We start from the raw sequence: 14568 nt of genomic DNA on the forward strand, positions 1-14568 counted from the left end.
ATACAATAAATCCTCTTTTAGCTTCAATGATAATTTTAGGTTAAAAAAGGATTTTATGACGAGATAGATATACTGGAAAAATATATTTTCAAAGAGGCAATAAAGAGGTGAAAATGCTTCTAAAGGGGAAATAAATATACAATTATCTGAAAAGTAAGTGATTAAAATTTTTTTAAGCGGTCAGTATATCAGCTAGAAATTTTAAATCTTATATTAATTGGTTCGAATTCTGTACCATATCGTTCACCAAAACTAAAATTGGTTAGTAACAAAACCATGTTATTTTATTAATTACGTGATTTTTAGGTTTCAATAAATATTAGGTTTTACAGTATTATATAAAACAAAACGAGTGTAGAAAATAGAAATATTTACGCCCGAACTTAAACGAGATTAAATAATACCCGTATTCAAAAATATTAAAGAGGAATTTAAAAAAAAAGGGCATTAAATAAAGCCCCTTTTCTTTTATGATGCGTTCTTGAAGTTTTTATTTAGCCCAAGCTTTGCCTTCTGGTGTTCGTCGCCATTCAAAATAATCATCTAATACCTCAAGCGAAGCTGCGCTTGGTACAGGACCTATATGAGGTGTAGGACCTAAATACATAACTTTTGGATTGGCATCACTAAATGCCGGCCATTCTGGAACATTTTTTCCATTTGGATGACCATATTTGGCAAAATTTGTCCAATAAGTTCCCATGGCTTCAGAGATTTCAAGATCAGATTTCGTTGTTTGGGGATTTGAAGGATCCAAATTCATAAAAACATAGGCAACATCTTGACCGTGAGGAGAGCCTTTGCCGTAATTGGGTGAATCTTCTGGATAATCTGGGTGTTGGTCGAAATAATATAAATATGCTTTATGTTGTCCTTTTTTTGACTGTAACCTTGCCCAACTCCATGTTTGCCATCCAAAGGCTGTATCGCGAGATAAATCGCGTGCTGTTTTAGGAACGGTACTGTCGCCTACAGGATAAGCTTTTATTAAGTCATCAGCGAATTTGCCATAACGTTCTTTGACACTAGTGATAAACTCTTCGGGGTTATTGGTACGAGTAAAGCTAGCACCTTCATCAGAATTATAACCAACTAATATGGGGGTATCGTTAAATTTACCTGCTTCATATAAAGTATATTGATCGTCTGGGATTACATACCCGTCTACAATAGGCCATCCGCCACCCATTCCCATTCCTAATGGAAGTTTATCTGCTTCAACGTTACGTAACTCAGCAATCGACGATACGCCTACTTTTTGAAGATAAGATTCGCCATCAGCTTCGGCATCTTTAAGTGTTTTCATGTTTTCACCTGGATAGGTCGTTGGACGAGATGGTCCAAAAGAACCACCGCTTTGTGAAATAGCACCGTGGAATAATCCTTTGGCTAATGGTGAAGCAGATAACATACTAACAGCAATCCCACCAGCAGATTCTCCGAAAATAGTCACTTTGTTGGGATCTCCTCCAAATGCTGAAATATTCTTCTGAATCCATTCAAGACCTGAAATCATATCCAAAAGGCCATAGTTTCCTGAAACATTATTAGCGTTTTCTGCACTTAATTCAGGATGCGCCAAGAACCCTAATTGACCAACTCTGTAAGGAATACTAACTAAAATAACCCCTTTATTGGCTAAGTTTTTACCGTTATAGGTTGGTTCAGAAGTGGCTCCAAAACTAAATCCACCACCATAGATCCAGACCAATACCGGAATTTTTTCATCTGCTGATTTAGCCGGAGACCAGATGTTTAGATATAAACAATCTTCACTTTTTCCTGAAGGTGGATTTCCGCCTTGCATGGGACCTGGTGCGAATTCGGTAGTTTGTTTTACACCTTCCCATTTGTTAACAGGCTGCGGAGCTTTCCAGCGTAAATCACCAACTGGCGGTGCAGCAAAAGGAATGCCTTTAAAAATAGTTAAACTGTCTTCAATAACACCTTGAATCACTCCATCTTCTAATTTTACTTGGCCTGGAGGCAGAGGTTGAGAACAAGAAATAGCAAAAAGAGCCATAAATAATACAGCAAAATAAATTAGGTTTTTTTTCATAATTAGTAATATATTTAGTTTAAGTGGTTTTTTTATTATACCTATTGTATTTTCATGGTTAGTAAAAAGAACATATGTTGTTGTTATGATGAAACTTCAATAACTTGGACCTAGTATATATATGCAAGTCGTATTTTATATGATATAAATTTAATAATATATGCTGATTATTTGCTTTAAAGACATATTTTTAAAATAAAAATCTTATTGTTTTGCATTCAGGTAAATGACTTTATATAAACTGATTATTGAATTTTTATTTTAATCTTTAACATTAAAAGAATGTTATAAAGTTGTCTTTTGTAATTTTAGTTTAATTAGTGCGTTACTCGAATAGAGCTAAATAAATGGTTTGAGTGCAGAATATATTTTATGGGGAATACGATAATTATAGGGGTTTTTGTAGCTGTATTAGTTTATATAATTTTCCATTTTGCCGTAAAAATGATGGAAGTCGCGTATGTATTAAGGTATAGAAAACCGTTTTACATTCATTTTTATCCATTTTTAAAGAAACTTAACCAGCAACAAAAGCATATTCTAGTTAACAATTTTCATTTTTATAAGAAACTGTCTAATAAACAAAAATCTTATTTTGAACATCGGTTAGCGTTATTTATTAAAGATAAATACTTTATTGGTAGAGAGGGGGTTATAATTACCGATGAAATAAAGGTTTTAATATCTGCCACGGCTGTGATGCTTACTTTTGGATTTAGGGATTTTTATATTGCTCTTATTTCAAAAATAGTGGTATACCCAAACAAATTTTATTCAAATACAAACAAGACCTATCATAAAGGGGAATTTAATCCGAAATTTGAAACTCTGGTATTATCTTGGGAAGATTTTAAACAGGGTTTTTGTGTAGAAAATGATAATAGGAATCTTGGTATTCATGAATTTACCCACGCTATACATTTAAATAGTATTAAAGAACGGGATATTAGTTCCGTAATTTTTAGCGATACCTTTAAGGAACTTTCAGAATTATTAGCCGAAAAAAATGATTTAAGAACGAGGTTGATGGCGTCCAAATATTTCAGAAAATATGCCTTTACCAATCAGTTTGAGTTTTTAGCGGTAGCTATTGAAAACTTTATTGAAACACCGCAGGATTTTAGGTCCGAATTTCCGGAAATTTATGGGAAGGTAAAGCAAATGCTCAATTTTGATGTCTCAGGGTATTAAAGTGTGTTCTGAAAATTTCAGATATCTTATCAGACAACATGATTTATGTCATGTTTTGTTTTCATGGTTGGTCTTAATTTTAAGCATCTTATTAAAATTCAGTCTTATGGTAACAAGAACACCAGTTTCAGAAATAATGACGAAGAATATTATAGCAATATCCAGATCTGAAGATTTGAATAGAGCAGAAGTTCTTTTTAAAAAATATAATATCAGTCACCTTCCTGTTATTAGTGGGGAATCTATTGTTGGAATGTTAAGCTATGCAGATTTACTTAAAATAGGATATTCCAGTACAACCAAGGATGAACATGATATTGAAACCGTTATTTATAATTTATTTACTATTGAACAAGTTATGACTAAAGACGTGGTATGTATTGATAGTAATACAGCCATAAGAGATGCTGCAGAAATTATCACTAAAAATAATTTTCACTCTTTACCAGTTGTAGATGAATCTATTTTAGTTGGTATTGTAACTACTACAGATTTGTTAAATTATTTTTTAAAGAAATTTTAAAAATTAAAACTACTTTTTGTGTTCAGGAAGTATGATTTTTATCATACTTCCTGAAGGTTTATATTCTTAAATTTATAGTCAGCAATAAACCAAAAAGCATTATGATACGCAAGATTCCAGTTTCTGCAATAATGACACAAAGTGTTATTTGCTTGGAAAAAGAGGATAATCTTGAAGATGCAGAATACCTATTCAAGATTCATCATATAAGACATATTCCTATTGTAAATAGTAAGTCAATTATTGGCATGCTTAGTAAAACAGATTTACAACGGATTGGATTATGGAATGATAGTGAAGATGAGAAAGATTCTTCAATGAACGCATTGGTTAGATCTAATAAAACTATTGAAGAAGTAATGACTAAAAAATTAACCTGTGTGTCATCATCTACATCCGTTAAAAAAGTAGCTGAAATTTTTGCTAAAGAAGAATTTCATGCCTTGCCTATTGTTGATAATAATATTTTAATAGGTATAGTAACGACAACAGATTTAATAAATTTTTTGTTGAAACAATTTTAAGAATTTGCAAGAGTTTTTAATTCAGAAATAGTTTGAATCTGATTAGTGCTTTTAAAAACAAAACTACCCGCAACCAATACATCTGCTCCAGCATCAATAAGCGTTTTAGCATTATCTGCACTTACGCCACCATCAACTTCTATGAGAGTTTTAGCCCCCTTTTTAACAATAAGTTCTTTTAGGTTTTTTATTTTGGTGTAAGTGTTCTCAATAAAGCTTTGCCCGCCAAAACCTGGGTTAACACTCATTATTAGTACAATATCAATATCATTAATAATGTCTTCTAAAAGATTGACATTTGTATGTGGGTTTAACGCAACCCCAGCTTTCATACCTTCGGACTTAATAGCTTGAAGGGTTCTATGCAAATGTGTGCAAGCTTCGTAATGAACGGTTAAATTATTGGTGCCTAATTTTTTAAAAGTGCTTATATATTTATCAGGATCGACAATCATTAAATGAACATCAACAGTCTTTTTTGTATGTTTGGTAATAGCTTCAAGAACAGGCATGCCATAAGATATATTCGGTACAAAAACACCATCCATAATATCAATGTGGAACCAATCTGCATCGCTTTGGTTTACCATTTCAATATCTCTTTGTAGGTTAGCAAAATCTGCTGCTAAAAGTGAAGGTGCTATTAGTTTAGTGTTCATTTGTATTTGCGGTGTTTTTATTTTCTGATACAAATATAGAAAAGTCTTTTTGAAGTCTCTTTCTTTGAAAAAGGATTTAGAGATAGGAATAAAAAATGAACCCACGGTAATCAGCCGTGGGTTCTTTCATCAATCAAAAAACGAACAGTTATGTTGTAACTGTTTGTTACTGTTATTTAGTCGTAACTTATTGCAATTACTAACCTAAATATGTTTTTAATATTTTACTTCTAGATGTATGTTTTAATCTACGAATCGCTTTCTCTTTAATTTGACGTACGCGTTCACGGGTTAAGTCAAATGTTTCACCAATTTCTTCTAAAGTCATTGGGTGTTGATTGCCTAAACCGAAATATAAACGAATCACGTCTGCTTCACGAGGTGTTAAAGTTTCCAACGCACGCTCAATTTCGGTACGTAAAGATTCATGTAACAATTCTCTATCTGGATTTGGTGATTCACCGCTATTTAATACGTCATATAAATTGGAGTCTTCACCTTCAACTAAAGGTGCATCCATACTTACATGACGACCAGAGTTTTTCATGGACTCTTTAACATCGTTAATAGTCATATCCAACTCTTTTGCAATCTCTTCAGCACTTGGTGGACGCTCATGACTTTGCTCTAAAAATGCAAATGTTTTATTAATTTTATTAATAGAACCAATTTTGTTTAAAGGTAAACGTACAATACGAGATTGTTCAGCCAAAGCTTGAAGAATCGATTGACGAATCCACCAAACAGCATACGATATAAATTTAAAACCACGAGTTTCATCAAAACGTTGAGCGGCTTTAATTAAACCTAAATTACCCTCGTTTATTAAATCGGGCAATGTTAAACCTTGGTTTTGATATTGCTTAGCCACCGAAACAACGAAACGTAAATTAGCTTTTGTCAATTTTTCTAAAGCAGCCTGATCGCCAGCTTTAATCCGTTGTGCTAATTCTACTTCTTCGTCTGCGGTAATTAAGTCAACTTTCCCAATTTCTTGAAGGTATTTGTCTAACGAAGCGGTTTCTCTATTAGTAACCTGCTTGGTAATTTTAAGTTGTCTCATCTAAAGTTCTTCTGTATTTTTAATATGAATACTGTTATTCAGTAGTTATACGTACAAAAGAAAGATAATGTTACAGGAAATTAAATTTTTATTAATTTTTTGTTGCTGAGGTTTATGTCTTCTAGCATGTCTTCTGTAAATTTATAATGACCACGAGTGGTAATTAATCTAAATCTATAAGATTTTAGTTTGCTTAAAGTGTTAAGAAATAACCATTTTGATTTTAGTAATCTTGGTTTTTCAGATTTTAAGCTAATATCAAAAAAATATTTTCTACCTTCTTTGCTGGCAACGATATCTGGTGTTATACTAATATCGCTTCCCTTTTTTAAATAAGATTTTGGAATGTCAAATCCATCGTGATCAGCTTTTATATTTTCGTAACCACGATTTTCCAGATAAGTTATTGAAGTGTTTAATATTTCCGAATATTTTTCTTTGTCTGCAGAAATCATATTTATAGTTTTTAAATTAAGTCTATTTCATAATATAATGAAAATGAGGACAAAAGCAAATTTTTAACAACTTTTAACTCAACGGACGTTGTTTTTTCAGACAAGCCCCTTGTTAACCGATCTCTTATTCCGGAAGTTGCAATGGCATAAGGTGTAATCCAAAATAAAGCAAAGGAGTATGAAATACGCGATATGAATAAGCACAAAATGCTTCTTTTTATTTCATATTTATGAACATAATATACTATAGAGAAAGTACAATTAAAATATTTGATAAGTATATTCTAAGAAAAGTAATGGGTGAATTAAAGCGAATAGTAGAATGAATATGATGAAATAACAGCTCATTATCAGTCTTATAGCATGGTTTGTGAATGATAGTCGGCTCCCGAATTTATTACTTTTTCCAAAGTCGATAAAAACATATTTGGACATTATAATATTCTCTTTAACATTACTTCTTCCCATTTAATAAACGTTTTATAAAACCCAATATAATTTTCGGCCACATTTACATAAGCGATAGCATTTTTTGAAATAAAACATGTATTCCTTGTTTTAATATCATGTTGGTTATCTCGCGATCCTCTCCAAATATCTGATGGTTTCCCATTAGGTAAGCTTTTGATAACAGCATCACTTCTGTAAGCCGTTAAAGCTCCAGATTGACCATAGGACTGAATTCAAACTGATTTCTGCGAAACGTACAAAGTCGAAGCTTAATGCAAAGCTTATATCCAACATTCTTGAATGAATTTATTATAAGCGGCCACTATAATGGTACGTGTTGGTAATTCATTGTACGATACGGACGCAACTGGTTTGTACTGGAACTATTACATATAGTTTACAAACAATTTTTATAAGACGTATAGTAATAAATTTGAATGGGGTTTTTTAATATTTTTTATCAATGGCTCTGTTAATTTTGATTATTGAATTCGAATTAAATACTGCTATAATTATCTGTTTTAAGGAAATGAAAATGAGAAAATTAAAAAAATATTATTATGACCGTAAGGCATTAATGATTTGTAAACTTGATGTTAAAAATGAGTTATAAATAATTTTTAGTGTAACAGAACAAAAAAACAGTCGTCTCTTAAGTATATCAAAAAACAATAAATTAAAATCTTTCATCATGAAAAAAACAATCATTATTTCCGCTATCGCTTTATGTTTCTCTGTAGCAACAATACAAGCTAATTCAAGTATTAACACTTTAAACAACCAAAGCGTTAAAATTTCAACAAGTTTTAAAGTAAGCCCATTTTGCATTTCTATTGCTAAAGGTGATTTTGAAACAGTAAAAAAACTGGTAGAATTAGGCGCGGATGTCAATCAAAAATCTGATGGTATGACGCCAGCTATGTATGCTGCCAAGTACAATAGAATTGATATTTTAAATCTTTTAATAGCAAATGGAGCTAATTTAAAAGCAAAATCAGACAAAGGTATGACGGCTTTAAAATATGCAGAATTGCACAAAGCAGATGATGCTAAAGCAATAATAGAAGAAGCCATGAAAAAATAATAATTATAGATAATATTTAATTATTTGAGTTAGTCACTCTTTAAACCCTGAAATTCAGGGTTTTTTTTATTTAAAATGTTTAGATGTCCAATGTTATATTCCTAAAGTTTTACCCATAACATAATGAATTCCAATTTCAGGGATAATAAAGGAGTCTCCTTTTATGGTGTAATTGTTTTTTTGATAAAAAGGAACTGCAATTTTTCTAGCATTACACCAAATCATTTTCACACCTTGTTTTGCAAGAATTGATTCTCCAAATTTTAAAATATGGTGACCATAACCATTTCCTTGAAACACTTTTAATACAGCCATGCCACGTAATTGAAACTGATTGTTTTCTAAAAATAATTTATTAGAATTCTTCATAAATGTAGCCACAGCAATTAACCTATCGGCCATAAATAACCCCACATGAAACGTGGTTTCAAAATCATCTCCATCAAAAATGCAAGCTTCAATTGACTTTCCTTCACGTAAAACAGGCTGTCTTATAGACCAAGCTTCTTCTGAGGTTATTAGCTCAATTCTATAATTTGAATTTTTTAGCATAAAAATAGATTTTAATGATTTTCCAAACTTAAACAAAATAATTACTTAGAGGCGTTTTTTATTTTCATCTAAAAATATTCCATAATTTTTTTAATAAGTTGCTTTTTTTCTTGGAAATGAAAGTTTAGTTTGTATATATTTGCGCCATAATTGCGGGAGTAGCTCAGTTGGTAGAGCGTCAGCCTTCCAAGCTGAATGTCGCCGGTTCGAACCCGGTCTCCCGCTCGAAAGTTTCATCTAAAAGATGAAACTTTTTTATTTTAAGGTATTTAATTCAGTATCAGGAGTAACTTCATAGGGTGCTTTGTTTTGTTCAAATATTCTAGCCGTTAAATCGCCTTTTAATAGTATCGAATTATCTGTTACTTGCAACCAACTTCCTTCACGTAAACCAATAACGGGTGGTGTGTTAAAATGATGGAATTCTTGTATTCTAGTTTCGCGGGTTTCACCCATATGTTTGCTGTCAGGATTTGGGTCTAAATAATGTGGATTTATATTAAAGGGAACGAAACCAATAGCATTAAAACTCGGTGGATATATAATGGGCATATCGTTAGTTGTTTTGATTGTTAGCCCACAAATGTTACTCCCTGCACTGGTACCTAAATACGGTGTTCCTTTTTTTACGGTGTCGTTCAAAATGGTTATTAAATTATTTTTATATAATTGGTATAATAAAACAAACGTGTTTCCTCCACCCACAAAAATGGCTTGGGCATTTTTTATTGCTTCCGCTGGGTTTTCAAAGCTATGAATCCCTTTTACTTGCTTATTTATGTTTAAAAAAGCCTCAGACACTTTTTTTGTGTAATCGTCATGAGATATCCCACTTGGTCTGGCATATGGAATAAATAGGATTTCAGAAGCATCTTTAAAAAAAATGATTAAATCATCTAAAAGATATTCTAAATAACCGCTGCCATGAAGGGTTGACGTACTTGCTATAATGATATGTTTCATATAAGTTAATTTTTATGTAAAGCTAAGTATATGTTAGTTTTAACAAAAATTTATACGCAATTTACATTTTATTTAAGATTTGAAGAACGTTCTTTATATTTAAGTATTTTAAATAAAAATGGGTGAAGCAAAAACTACTTTTAATTTCATTTATCACCATATCATCCTCTTTGCTGGCACAAACCATTAAAAGGGTAGGTTTAAATGGTTTGATTTTTGCCGATAGTGATGATGTTGAAGCTATTACGGTTTACAATAAATCATCCAATAAAGGTACTATAACAAATAATAAAGGGGAATTTGTTTTAGCTGTTGCAGAAAACGATATTATTGAAATTTCTGCCTTACAATTTGGAACCCAAATCGTCAATATAACAAAAGAAGTGATAGAATTAAAATCAATTAAGATTCACTTGGTAGAACAAGTTAATCAACTTAATGCGGTTTTATTAACGCATGGTTTATCGGGTAATTTATTGGTTGATATTGATAATGTTCAATTGCCGCCTAAAATAGAGATGAATATAGGTAGCATCAATGCTTTAGAGTTATACGATGATAGGTCTTTTCAGGATTTTAAAGTTACAAAAGACTTAAATGCTATGACCAACAAGGGTGGACTTTACAATGGTGCGGATTTTGTTAAAATAGCGAGCTTGTTATTTAAACCAAAGAAGCGTACTTATCCGGACGATAAACCCAAATATGAAAGACCTAAATTATTAATAGATATTTATTCCCAAAAGCATATAGGTGAAACATTTAATATTCCGCAAACACAAGTAGAAGGATTTATTGCTTTTGTTGAAAATAATGGTATGTCCCAAGAATTATTAGATGGTAAACATGAATTTGAATTGATTGATTTTTTAGTAAAGCAAAGTGAATTATTTTTAAAGCAATCCCATGTTAAAAAATAAGCATCTTGTACTTTTAATAATGTTATTATGGTTTCATTTAGGAATGTCTCAATCTGCTGAAATTGTAGGAATTGTAAAAAGCTATGTAAGTGTAGAAAATGTTAATATTATAAACAAAACCACCTATAATTATGCTATAACAAATGCTAAGGGTGAATTTAAAATTTTGGTTAAATTAAATGATACTCTACAGTTTTCTTCTATGTTGCACAAAACAAAATATGTGGTTATAGATAAAAATATCCTATTGCTAAAAGTAATTAAGGTAAATTTAGAAGGACACATTAATGAACTCAAAGAAGTTACTGTTGGTAATTTGTTAAGTGGAGATTTGCTTAAAGACATTCAAAATATTGAAGGGAAGCCACCTATTAATTTTTATGACGTTGGCATACCAGGTTATACGGGTAAAATAGCAACACAAAGCGAGCGAAGGTTAAGTGAAGCATCAAGCCTTGATCCTAAATTGGGAGGTTCTTTAGGAGGGGTTGGAGTTTCAATATCTGCAACGGCTCTTATAAATGCCATTTCGGGTAGAACAAAACGGCTGAAAAGCATGGTTAAACTTGAAGAAAATGAAGTATTAATACAAAGTATAAAAGGACGCCTAGGCAAAGATTTCTTTGCTTCAAACCCACTGGAGGACGATTTAAGAATGGAGTTTTTCTATTTCTGTGGAGATGATGAGAATTTCATTAAATATTGTAAAAATCAAACTGATTTTGAAATATTTGAATTTTTGAGAATGAAATACAAACAATATTTAGAAAACAGAAATGAAACTGAAGATTAACAACTTTAGAATGCTTTTGAAACATTAAAATATAATTATCTTAGCCCTAAAATATTGACATGAAGTTTTTTAAAATCACTTTCTTGGTATTTGCATTGTCTTTTTTTGCATTTACAACGATGCATAAATATTATATAAGCGTCACACAAATTGAATATGTACAAGAAAAACAATCGGTTCAAATAATTTCTAGAATTTTCATAGATGATTTAGAAGAATTATTGAGAGTAGAATATGATAAAACCATCACATTGGCAGAAAAAAATGAACCTAAATCTATAAATGATTATATAGAGACATATTTAAAAGAAAAAATAAAAATAAAGATTAATGATAAAGAAGTAAATATCTCTTTTATAGGTAAAGAATATGATACCGACATTGTCAAATGTTATATGGAAATACAAGGTGTAAAAAACATTCAATCTTTTGAAATAAGTAATCAAGTTTTATTCGATTTTTTTAATAACCAGCAAAACATTATTAAAACAAAAATAAACTCAAAAGAAAAAAGTGTCATTCAAACAATAGATAAAAACGACACCGTGTTAAAGTTTAACTAAATAAATGTTTGTTTGTTTCGTTATTTATTGTAAAATAGCTTTTTTTGTAAAAAAATAATAATGAATTTAGCGTGATGCTAATTATAATTTAAAAACAAAGCTCAAAATGATTAAACTGAAGTGTTATTTTTTATCCGTCTTTTTCATTTCTTTAAGTGTGTTTTCACAAGAACAAGAGAAGCCTAGGCCACAAGGGCATACAGATCAAAACAAGTTTAGGCAAATGAAAGATATTTTGCCTACCCCAAACGAAACAAGAACAGCTTCGGGAGCGCCTGGCCATCAGTATACGCAACAACAAGTTGATTATACTATAAATGTTCGTTTAGATGAATCAAAAAATCAAATTTTTGGTGATGAAATTATAACCTATCATAACAATTCTAAAGATTATCTACAATACTTATGGGTTCAGTTAGATCAAAACATGAGAGCCAGAAACTCTAAAACACCAGATATTAATTCAGAAAGTTTTAATTCACCATTTAGCGGGCCTCAAACATTTACAAAATCTAACTTAAAAAAACCATTCGATGGAGGTTTTAATATTGATTATGTTAAAAATGAAGATGGTTCAGATCTATCACATATCATTAATCAAACCATGATGCGAATTAATTTGCCTAAGCCTTTGGCTCCAGGTGAAGTTTTTAAGTTTAGTGTTAAATGGAACTATAACATAAACGATATAAATGTTGATGGCGGGCGTTCTGGGTTAGAAACTTTTCCTGACGGGAATAATAATTATACCATTGCACAATTTTATCCAAGACTTTGTGTGTATGATAATGTTGAAGGCTGGCAAAATATGCAGTTTTGGGGCCGTAGCGAATTTGCTCTAGAGTTTGGGGATTTTGATGTTAAGTTAACAGTGCCAGCGGATCATATTTTAGAAGCTACAGGAGAGTTGCAAAATGAAAAAGAAGTTTTGACAAAAGAGCAACTTAAACGTTTTGAACAAGCGAAAAAATCATTTAAAGATCCTGTATTTATTGTTACCCAAGAAGAGGCCAAAAAAGCTGAAAAAGAGAGAAGTACTAAAACAAAAACATGGCATTTTAAAGCTAATAAAGTTAGGGATTTCGCCTTTGCATCATCCAGAAAATATATTTGGGATGCCATGGCTGTGAATATTAACGGACGTCCCGTAATGGCCATATCGCTTTATCCGAAAGAAGGTAATCCTTTATGGGAAGAACATTCAACAAGAGTTGTTGCTAATACACTAGAAGAATATTCTAAACTTACTTTCGACTATCCTTATAACAAAGCTGTATCTGTACATTCAGAAAGACAAGGTATGGAATATCCTATGATTTGTTTTAATTACGGAAGGCCGAATCCAGATGGCACCTATTCAGAACGTACAAAAAGAGGAATGATTGGAGTCATTACTCATGAAGTTGGTCATAATTTTTTTCCTATGATTGTCAATAGCGATGAGCGTCAATGGACTTGGATGGACGAAGGCTTAAACTCATTTGTTGAGACTCTAGCAGAGCTAGATTACGATCCAAACTATATCACAGGAAATCTACCTAAAGATATTGTGAGATACATGGGAGGCGATCAAAGTTATTTATCTCCCATCATGTCACAAGGAGATTATGTATACCAATTTGGCCCAAATGCTTATACAAAACCAGCTGCTGGTTTGTATATGTTAAGACAAACCATTATGGGGACAGAATTGTTTGATTATGCATTTAGAACATACTCTCAACGTTGGATGTTCAAACACCCAACACCTGCTGACTTTTTTAGATCTATGGAAGATGCGTCTGCTATGGATTTAGATTGGTTTTGGAGAGGATGGTTTTATACGACTGACTATAATGATATAGGCGTTAAAGATGTTAAAAGATATTACTTAACAGATAAACCTACTGAATTAGCCATCGAGACCGCGAAGAGAAATAACATGAATCTTGATGAATATAAAGATAAATTAGTTTATTACGCAGAAGCTAAAGACGGTGTTGCGGCAAAAGACGAAAAGAAAATATCTGATTTTAAATTTTTAAAGGATTATTTAGATGGTTTATCAGATGCTGAAAAGAAAGACTTGAATAACGCTCCAAACTATTTTTATGAAGTTACTTTTGAAAAGCCAGGAGGATTGGTAATGCCTATAATTGTAGAAATAACTTATGAAGATGGTACTAAAGATAGAAAAACATACCCTGCTCAAATTTGGAGATACGACGAAAATGAAGTTAAGAAGGTTTATAAAACAGAAAAATTAATAACGTCTATTGTTGTAGACCCAGATTTAGAAACAGCGGATGTTGATACCTCAAACAACACTTGGCCAAAACAAGTTGAAGAAAGTGATTTTGATAAGTTTAAGGATAAGGTAAAGAGTTAATTAATAACTATGTATTGATTTTATAAATCTTGTTTGTTAATGTTTTTATTAATAAACAAGATTTTTTTTATAGTATAGATTCAACTCCATATATTTGTATTGTGATACTACAACCAACATTATTATTTATTAGCGGCGGCGAAATAGCATTTATTTTATTTATTGCTGTTATGGTTTTTGGTGCAGATAAGTTACCGGAAATAGCTAGAGGTTTAGGCAAAGGTATGCGGGTTCTTAAAGATGCTACTAACGACATTAAACATGAAATAACCAAAACCGCAGAGAAAAACGGTATCGATACTAATATTACTAAAGAAATCACTAAAGAACTTAATGAGGCTAAAGAAAATCTGGATGATTTTACGGGTTCTGTAAAACGTAAACTCTAAATAAAACAGTTT

The 14568-nt window shown here is 31.4% G+C and carries 15 protein-coding genes and 1 tRNA gene; 10 read left to right on the plus strand and 6 right to left on the minus strand.

The genetic code is table 11. The features are described from left to right. Window positions 1–490 precede the first annotated feature (490 nt). Window positions 491–2059 carry a carboxylesterase/lipase family protein gene (locus tag DKT72_RS07175; protein WP_111308060.1) on the minus strand — a complete coding sequence of 523 codons (1569 nt, stop codon included), beginning with the start codon at window positions 2057–2059 and terminating at the stop codon, window positions 491–493. Between the two features lie 372 nt (window positions 2060–2431). Between DKT72_RS07175 and DKT72_RS07180 the strand changes: the two genes are divergently transcribed. The 3 genes from DKT72_RS07180 (at window position 2432) to DKT72_RS07190 (ending at window position 4297) form a co-directional block, all read left to right on the plus strand. Further along, on the plus strand, window positions 2432–3250 hold the full coding sequence (locus tag DKT72_RS07180; protein WP_235841635.1) for a zinc-dependent peptidase: 819 nt from the start codon (window positions 2432–2434) through the stop codon (window positions 3248–3250). 106 nt (window positions 3251–3356) lie between these two features. Next, window positions 3357–3773, plus strand: a complete 417-nt coding sequence (locus DKT72_RS07185; protein ID WP_111308061.1) for a CBS domain-containing protein — start codon at window positions 3357–3359, stop codon at window positions 3771–3773. Between the two features lie 101 nt (window positions 3774–3874). After that, on the plus strand, window positions 3875–4297 hold the full coding sequence (locus tag DKT72_RS07190; protein ID WP_111308062.1) for a CBS domain-containing protein: 423 nt from the start codon (window positions 3875–3877) through the stop codon (window positions 4295–4297). Here the strand turns inward: DKT72_RS07190 and rpe are convergent. The 3 genes from rpe to DKT72_RS07205 form a co-directional block, all read right to left on the minus strand. Then, on the minus strand, window positions 4294–4956 hold the full coding sequence (gene rpe / locus DKT72_RS07195; protein ID WP_111308063.1) for a ribulose-phosphate 3-epimerase: 663 nt from the start codon (window positions 4954–4956) through the stop codon (window positions 4294–4296). The genes DKT72_RS07190 and rpe overlap by 4 nt on opposite strands. A gap of 199 nt (window positions 4957–5155) precedes the next feature. Continuing rightward, a complete protein-coding gene (locus tag DKT72_RS07200; protein ID WP_100610046.1) occupies window positions 5156–6019 on the minus strand; it encodes a sigma-70 family RNA polymerase sigma factor in 864 nt (287 codons plus the stop codon). 80 nt (window positions 6020–6099) lie between these two features. Continuing rightward, window positions 6100–6474, minus strand: coding sequence for a hypothetical protein (locus DKT72_RS07205; RefSeq protein ID WP_111308064.1), 375 nt, complete (start codon window positions 6472–6474; stop codon window positions 6100–6102). Between the two features lie 1141 nt (window positions 6475–7615). Here DKT72_RS07205 and DKT72_RS07210 point away from each other — a divergent pair. After that, a complete protein-coding gene (locus tag DKT72_RS07210; protein WP_111308065.1) occupies window positions 7616–8008 on the plus strand; it encodes an ankyrin repeat domain-containing protein in 393 nt (130 codons plus the stop codon). A 93-nt stretch (window positions 8009–8101) separates the two neighbouring features. Here the strand turns inward: DKT72_RS07210 and DKT72_RS07215 are convergent, their stop codons facing one another. Next, a complete protein-coding gene (locus DKT72_RS07215; protein WP_111308066.1) occupies window positions 8102–8560 on the minus strand; it encodes a GNAT family N-acetyltransferase in 459 nt (152 codons plus the stop codon). Window positions 8561–8712: 152 nt separating this feature from the next. Between DKT72_RS07215 and DKT72_RS07220 the strand changes: the two genes are divergently transcribed. Then, window positions 8713–8785 (plus strand) — tRNA-Gly (locus DKT72_RS07220). Between the two features lie 30 nt (window positions 8786–8815). Here DKT72_RS07220 and pepE read toward each other — a convergent pair. Beyond that, window positions 8816–9523 carry a dipeptidase PepE gene (gene pepE / locus DKT72_RS07225; protein WP_111308067.1) on the minus strand — a complete coding sequence of 236 codons (708 nt, stop codon included), beginning with the start codon at window positions 9521–9523 and terminating at the stop codon, window positions 8816–8818. Between the two features lie 122 nt (window positions 9524–9645). Between pepE and DKT72_RS07230 the strand changes: the two genes are divergently transcribed. From DKT72_RS07230 to DKT72_RS07250, 5 genes are all read left to right on the plus strand, one after another. Beyond that, window positions 9646–10443 carry a BamP family beta-assembly machinery protein gene (locus DKT72_RS07230; RefSeq protein WP_111308068.1) on the plus strand — a complete coding sequence of 266 codons (798 nt, stop codon included), beginning with the start codon at window positions 9646–9648 and terminating at the stop codon, window positions 10441–10443. Between the two features lie 19 nt (window positions 10444–10462). Further along, the gene (locus DKT72_RS07235) at window positions 10463–11236 is read left to right on the plus strand and encodes a peptidase associated/transthyretin-like domain-containing protein (protein WP_162623263.1); all 774 of its coding nucleotides are present in this window, start codon (window positions 10463–10465) and stop codon (window positions 11234–11236) included. Window positions 11237–11295: 59 nt separating this feature from the next. Then, entirely contained in the window at window positions 11296–11799 is a 504-nt protein-coding gene (locus tag DKT72_RS07240; protein WP_111308070.1) for a DUF6702 family protein, read from the plus strand. 106 nt (window positions 11800–11905) lie between these two features. After that, on the plus strand, window positions 11906–14167 hold the full coding sequence (locus DKT72_RS07245) for a M1 family metallopeptidase (protein WP_111308071.1): 2262 nt from the start codon (window positions 11906–11908) through the stop codon (window positions 14165–14167). Window positions 14168–14268: 101 nt separating this feature from the next. Further along, window positions 14269–14556: a Sec-independent protein translocase subunit TatA/TatB gene (locus DKT72_RS07250; protein WP_111308236.1), complete on the plus strand. Its 288-nt coding sequence runs from the start codon at window positions 14269–14271 to the stop codon at window positions 14554–14556. Window positions 14557–14568: the final 12 nt, after the last annotated feature.

Source organism: Confluentibacter sediminis (assembly GCF_003258355.1).
GTDB lineage: Bacteria > Bacteroidota > Bacteroidia > Flavobacteriales > Flavobacteriaceae > Confluentibacter > Confluentibacter sediminis.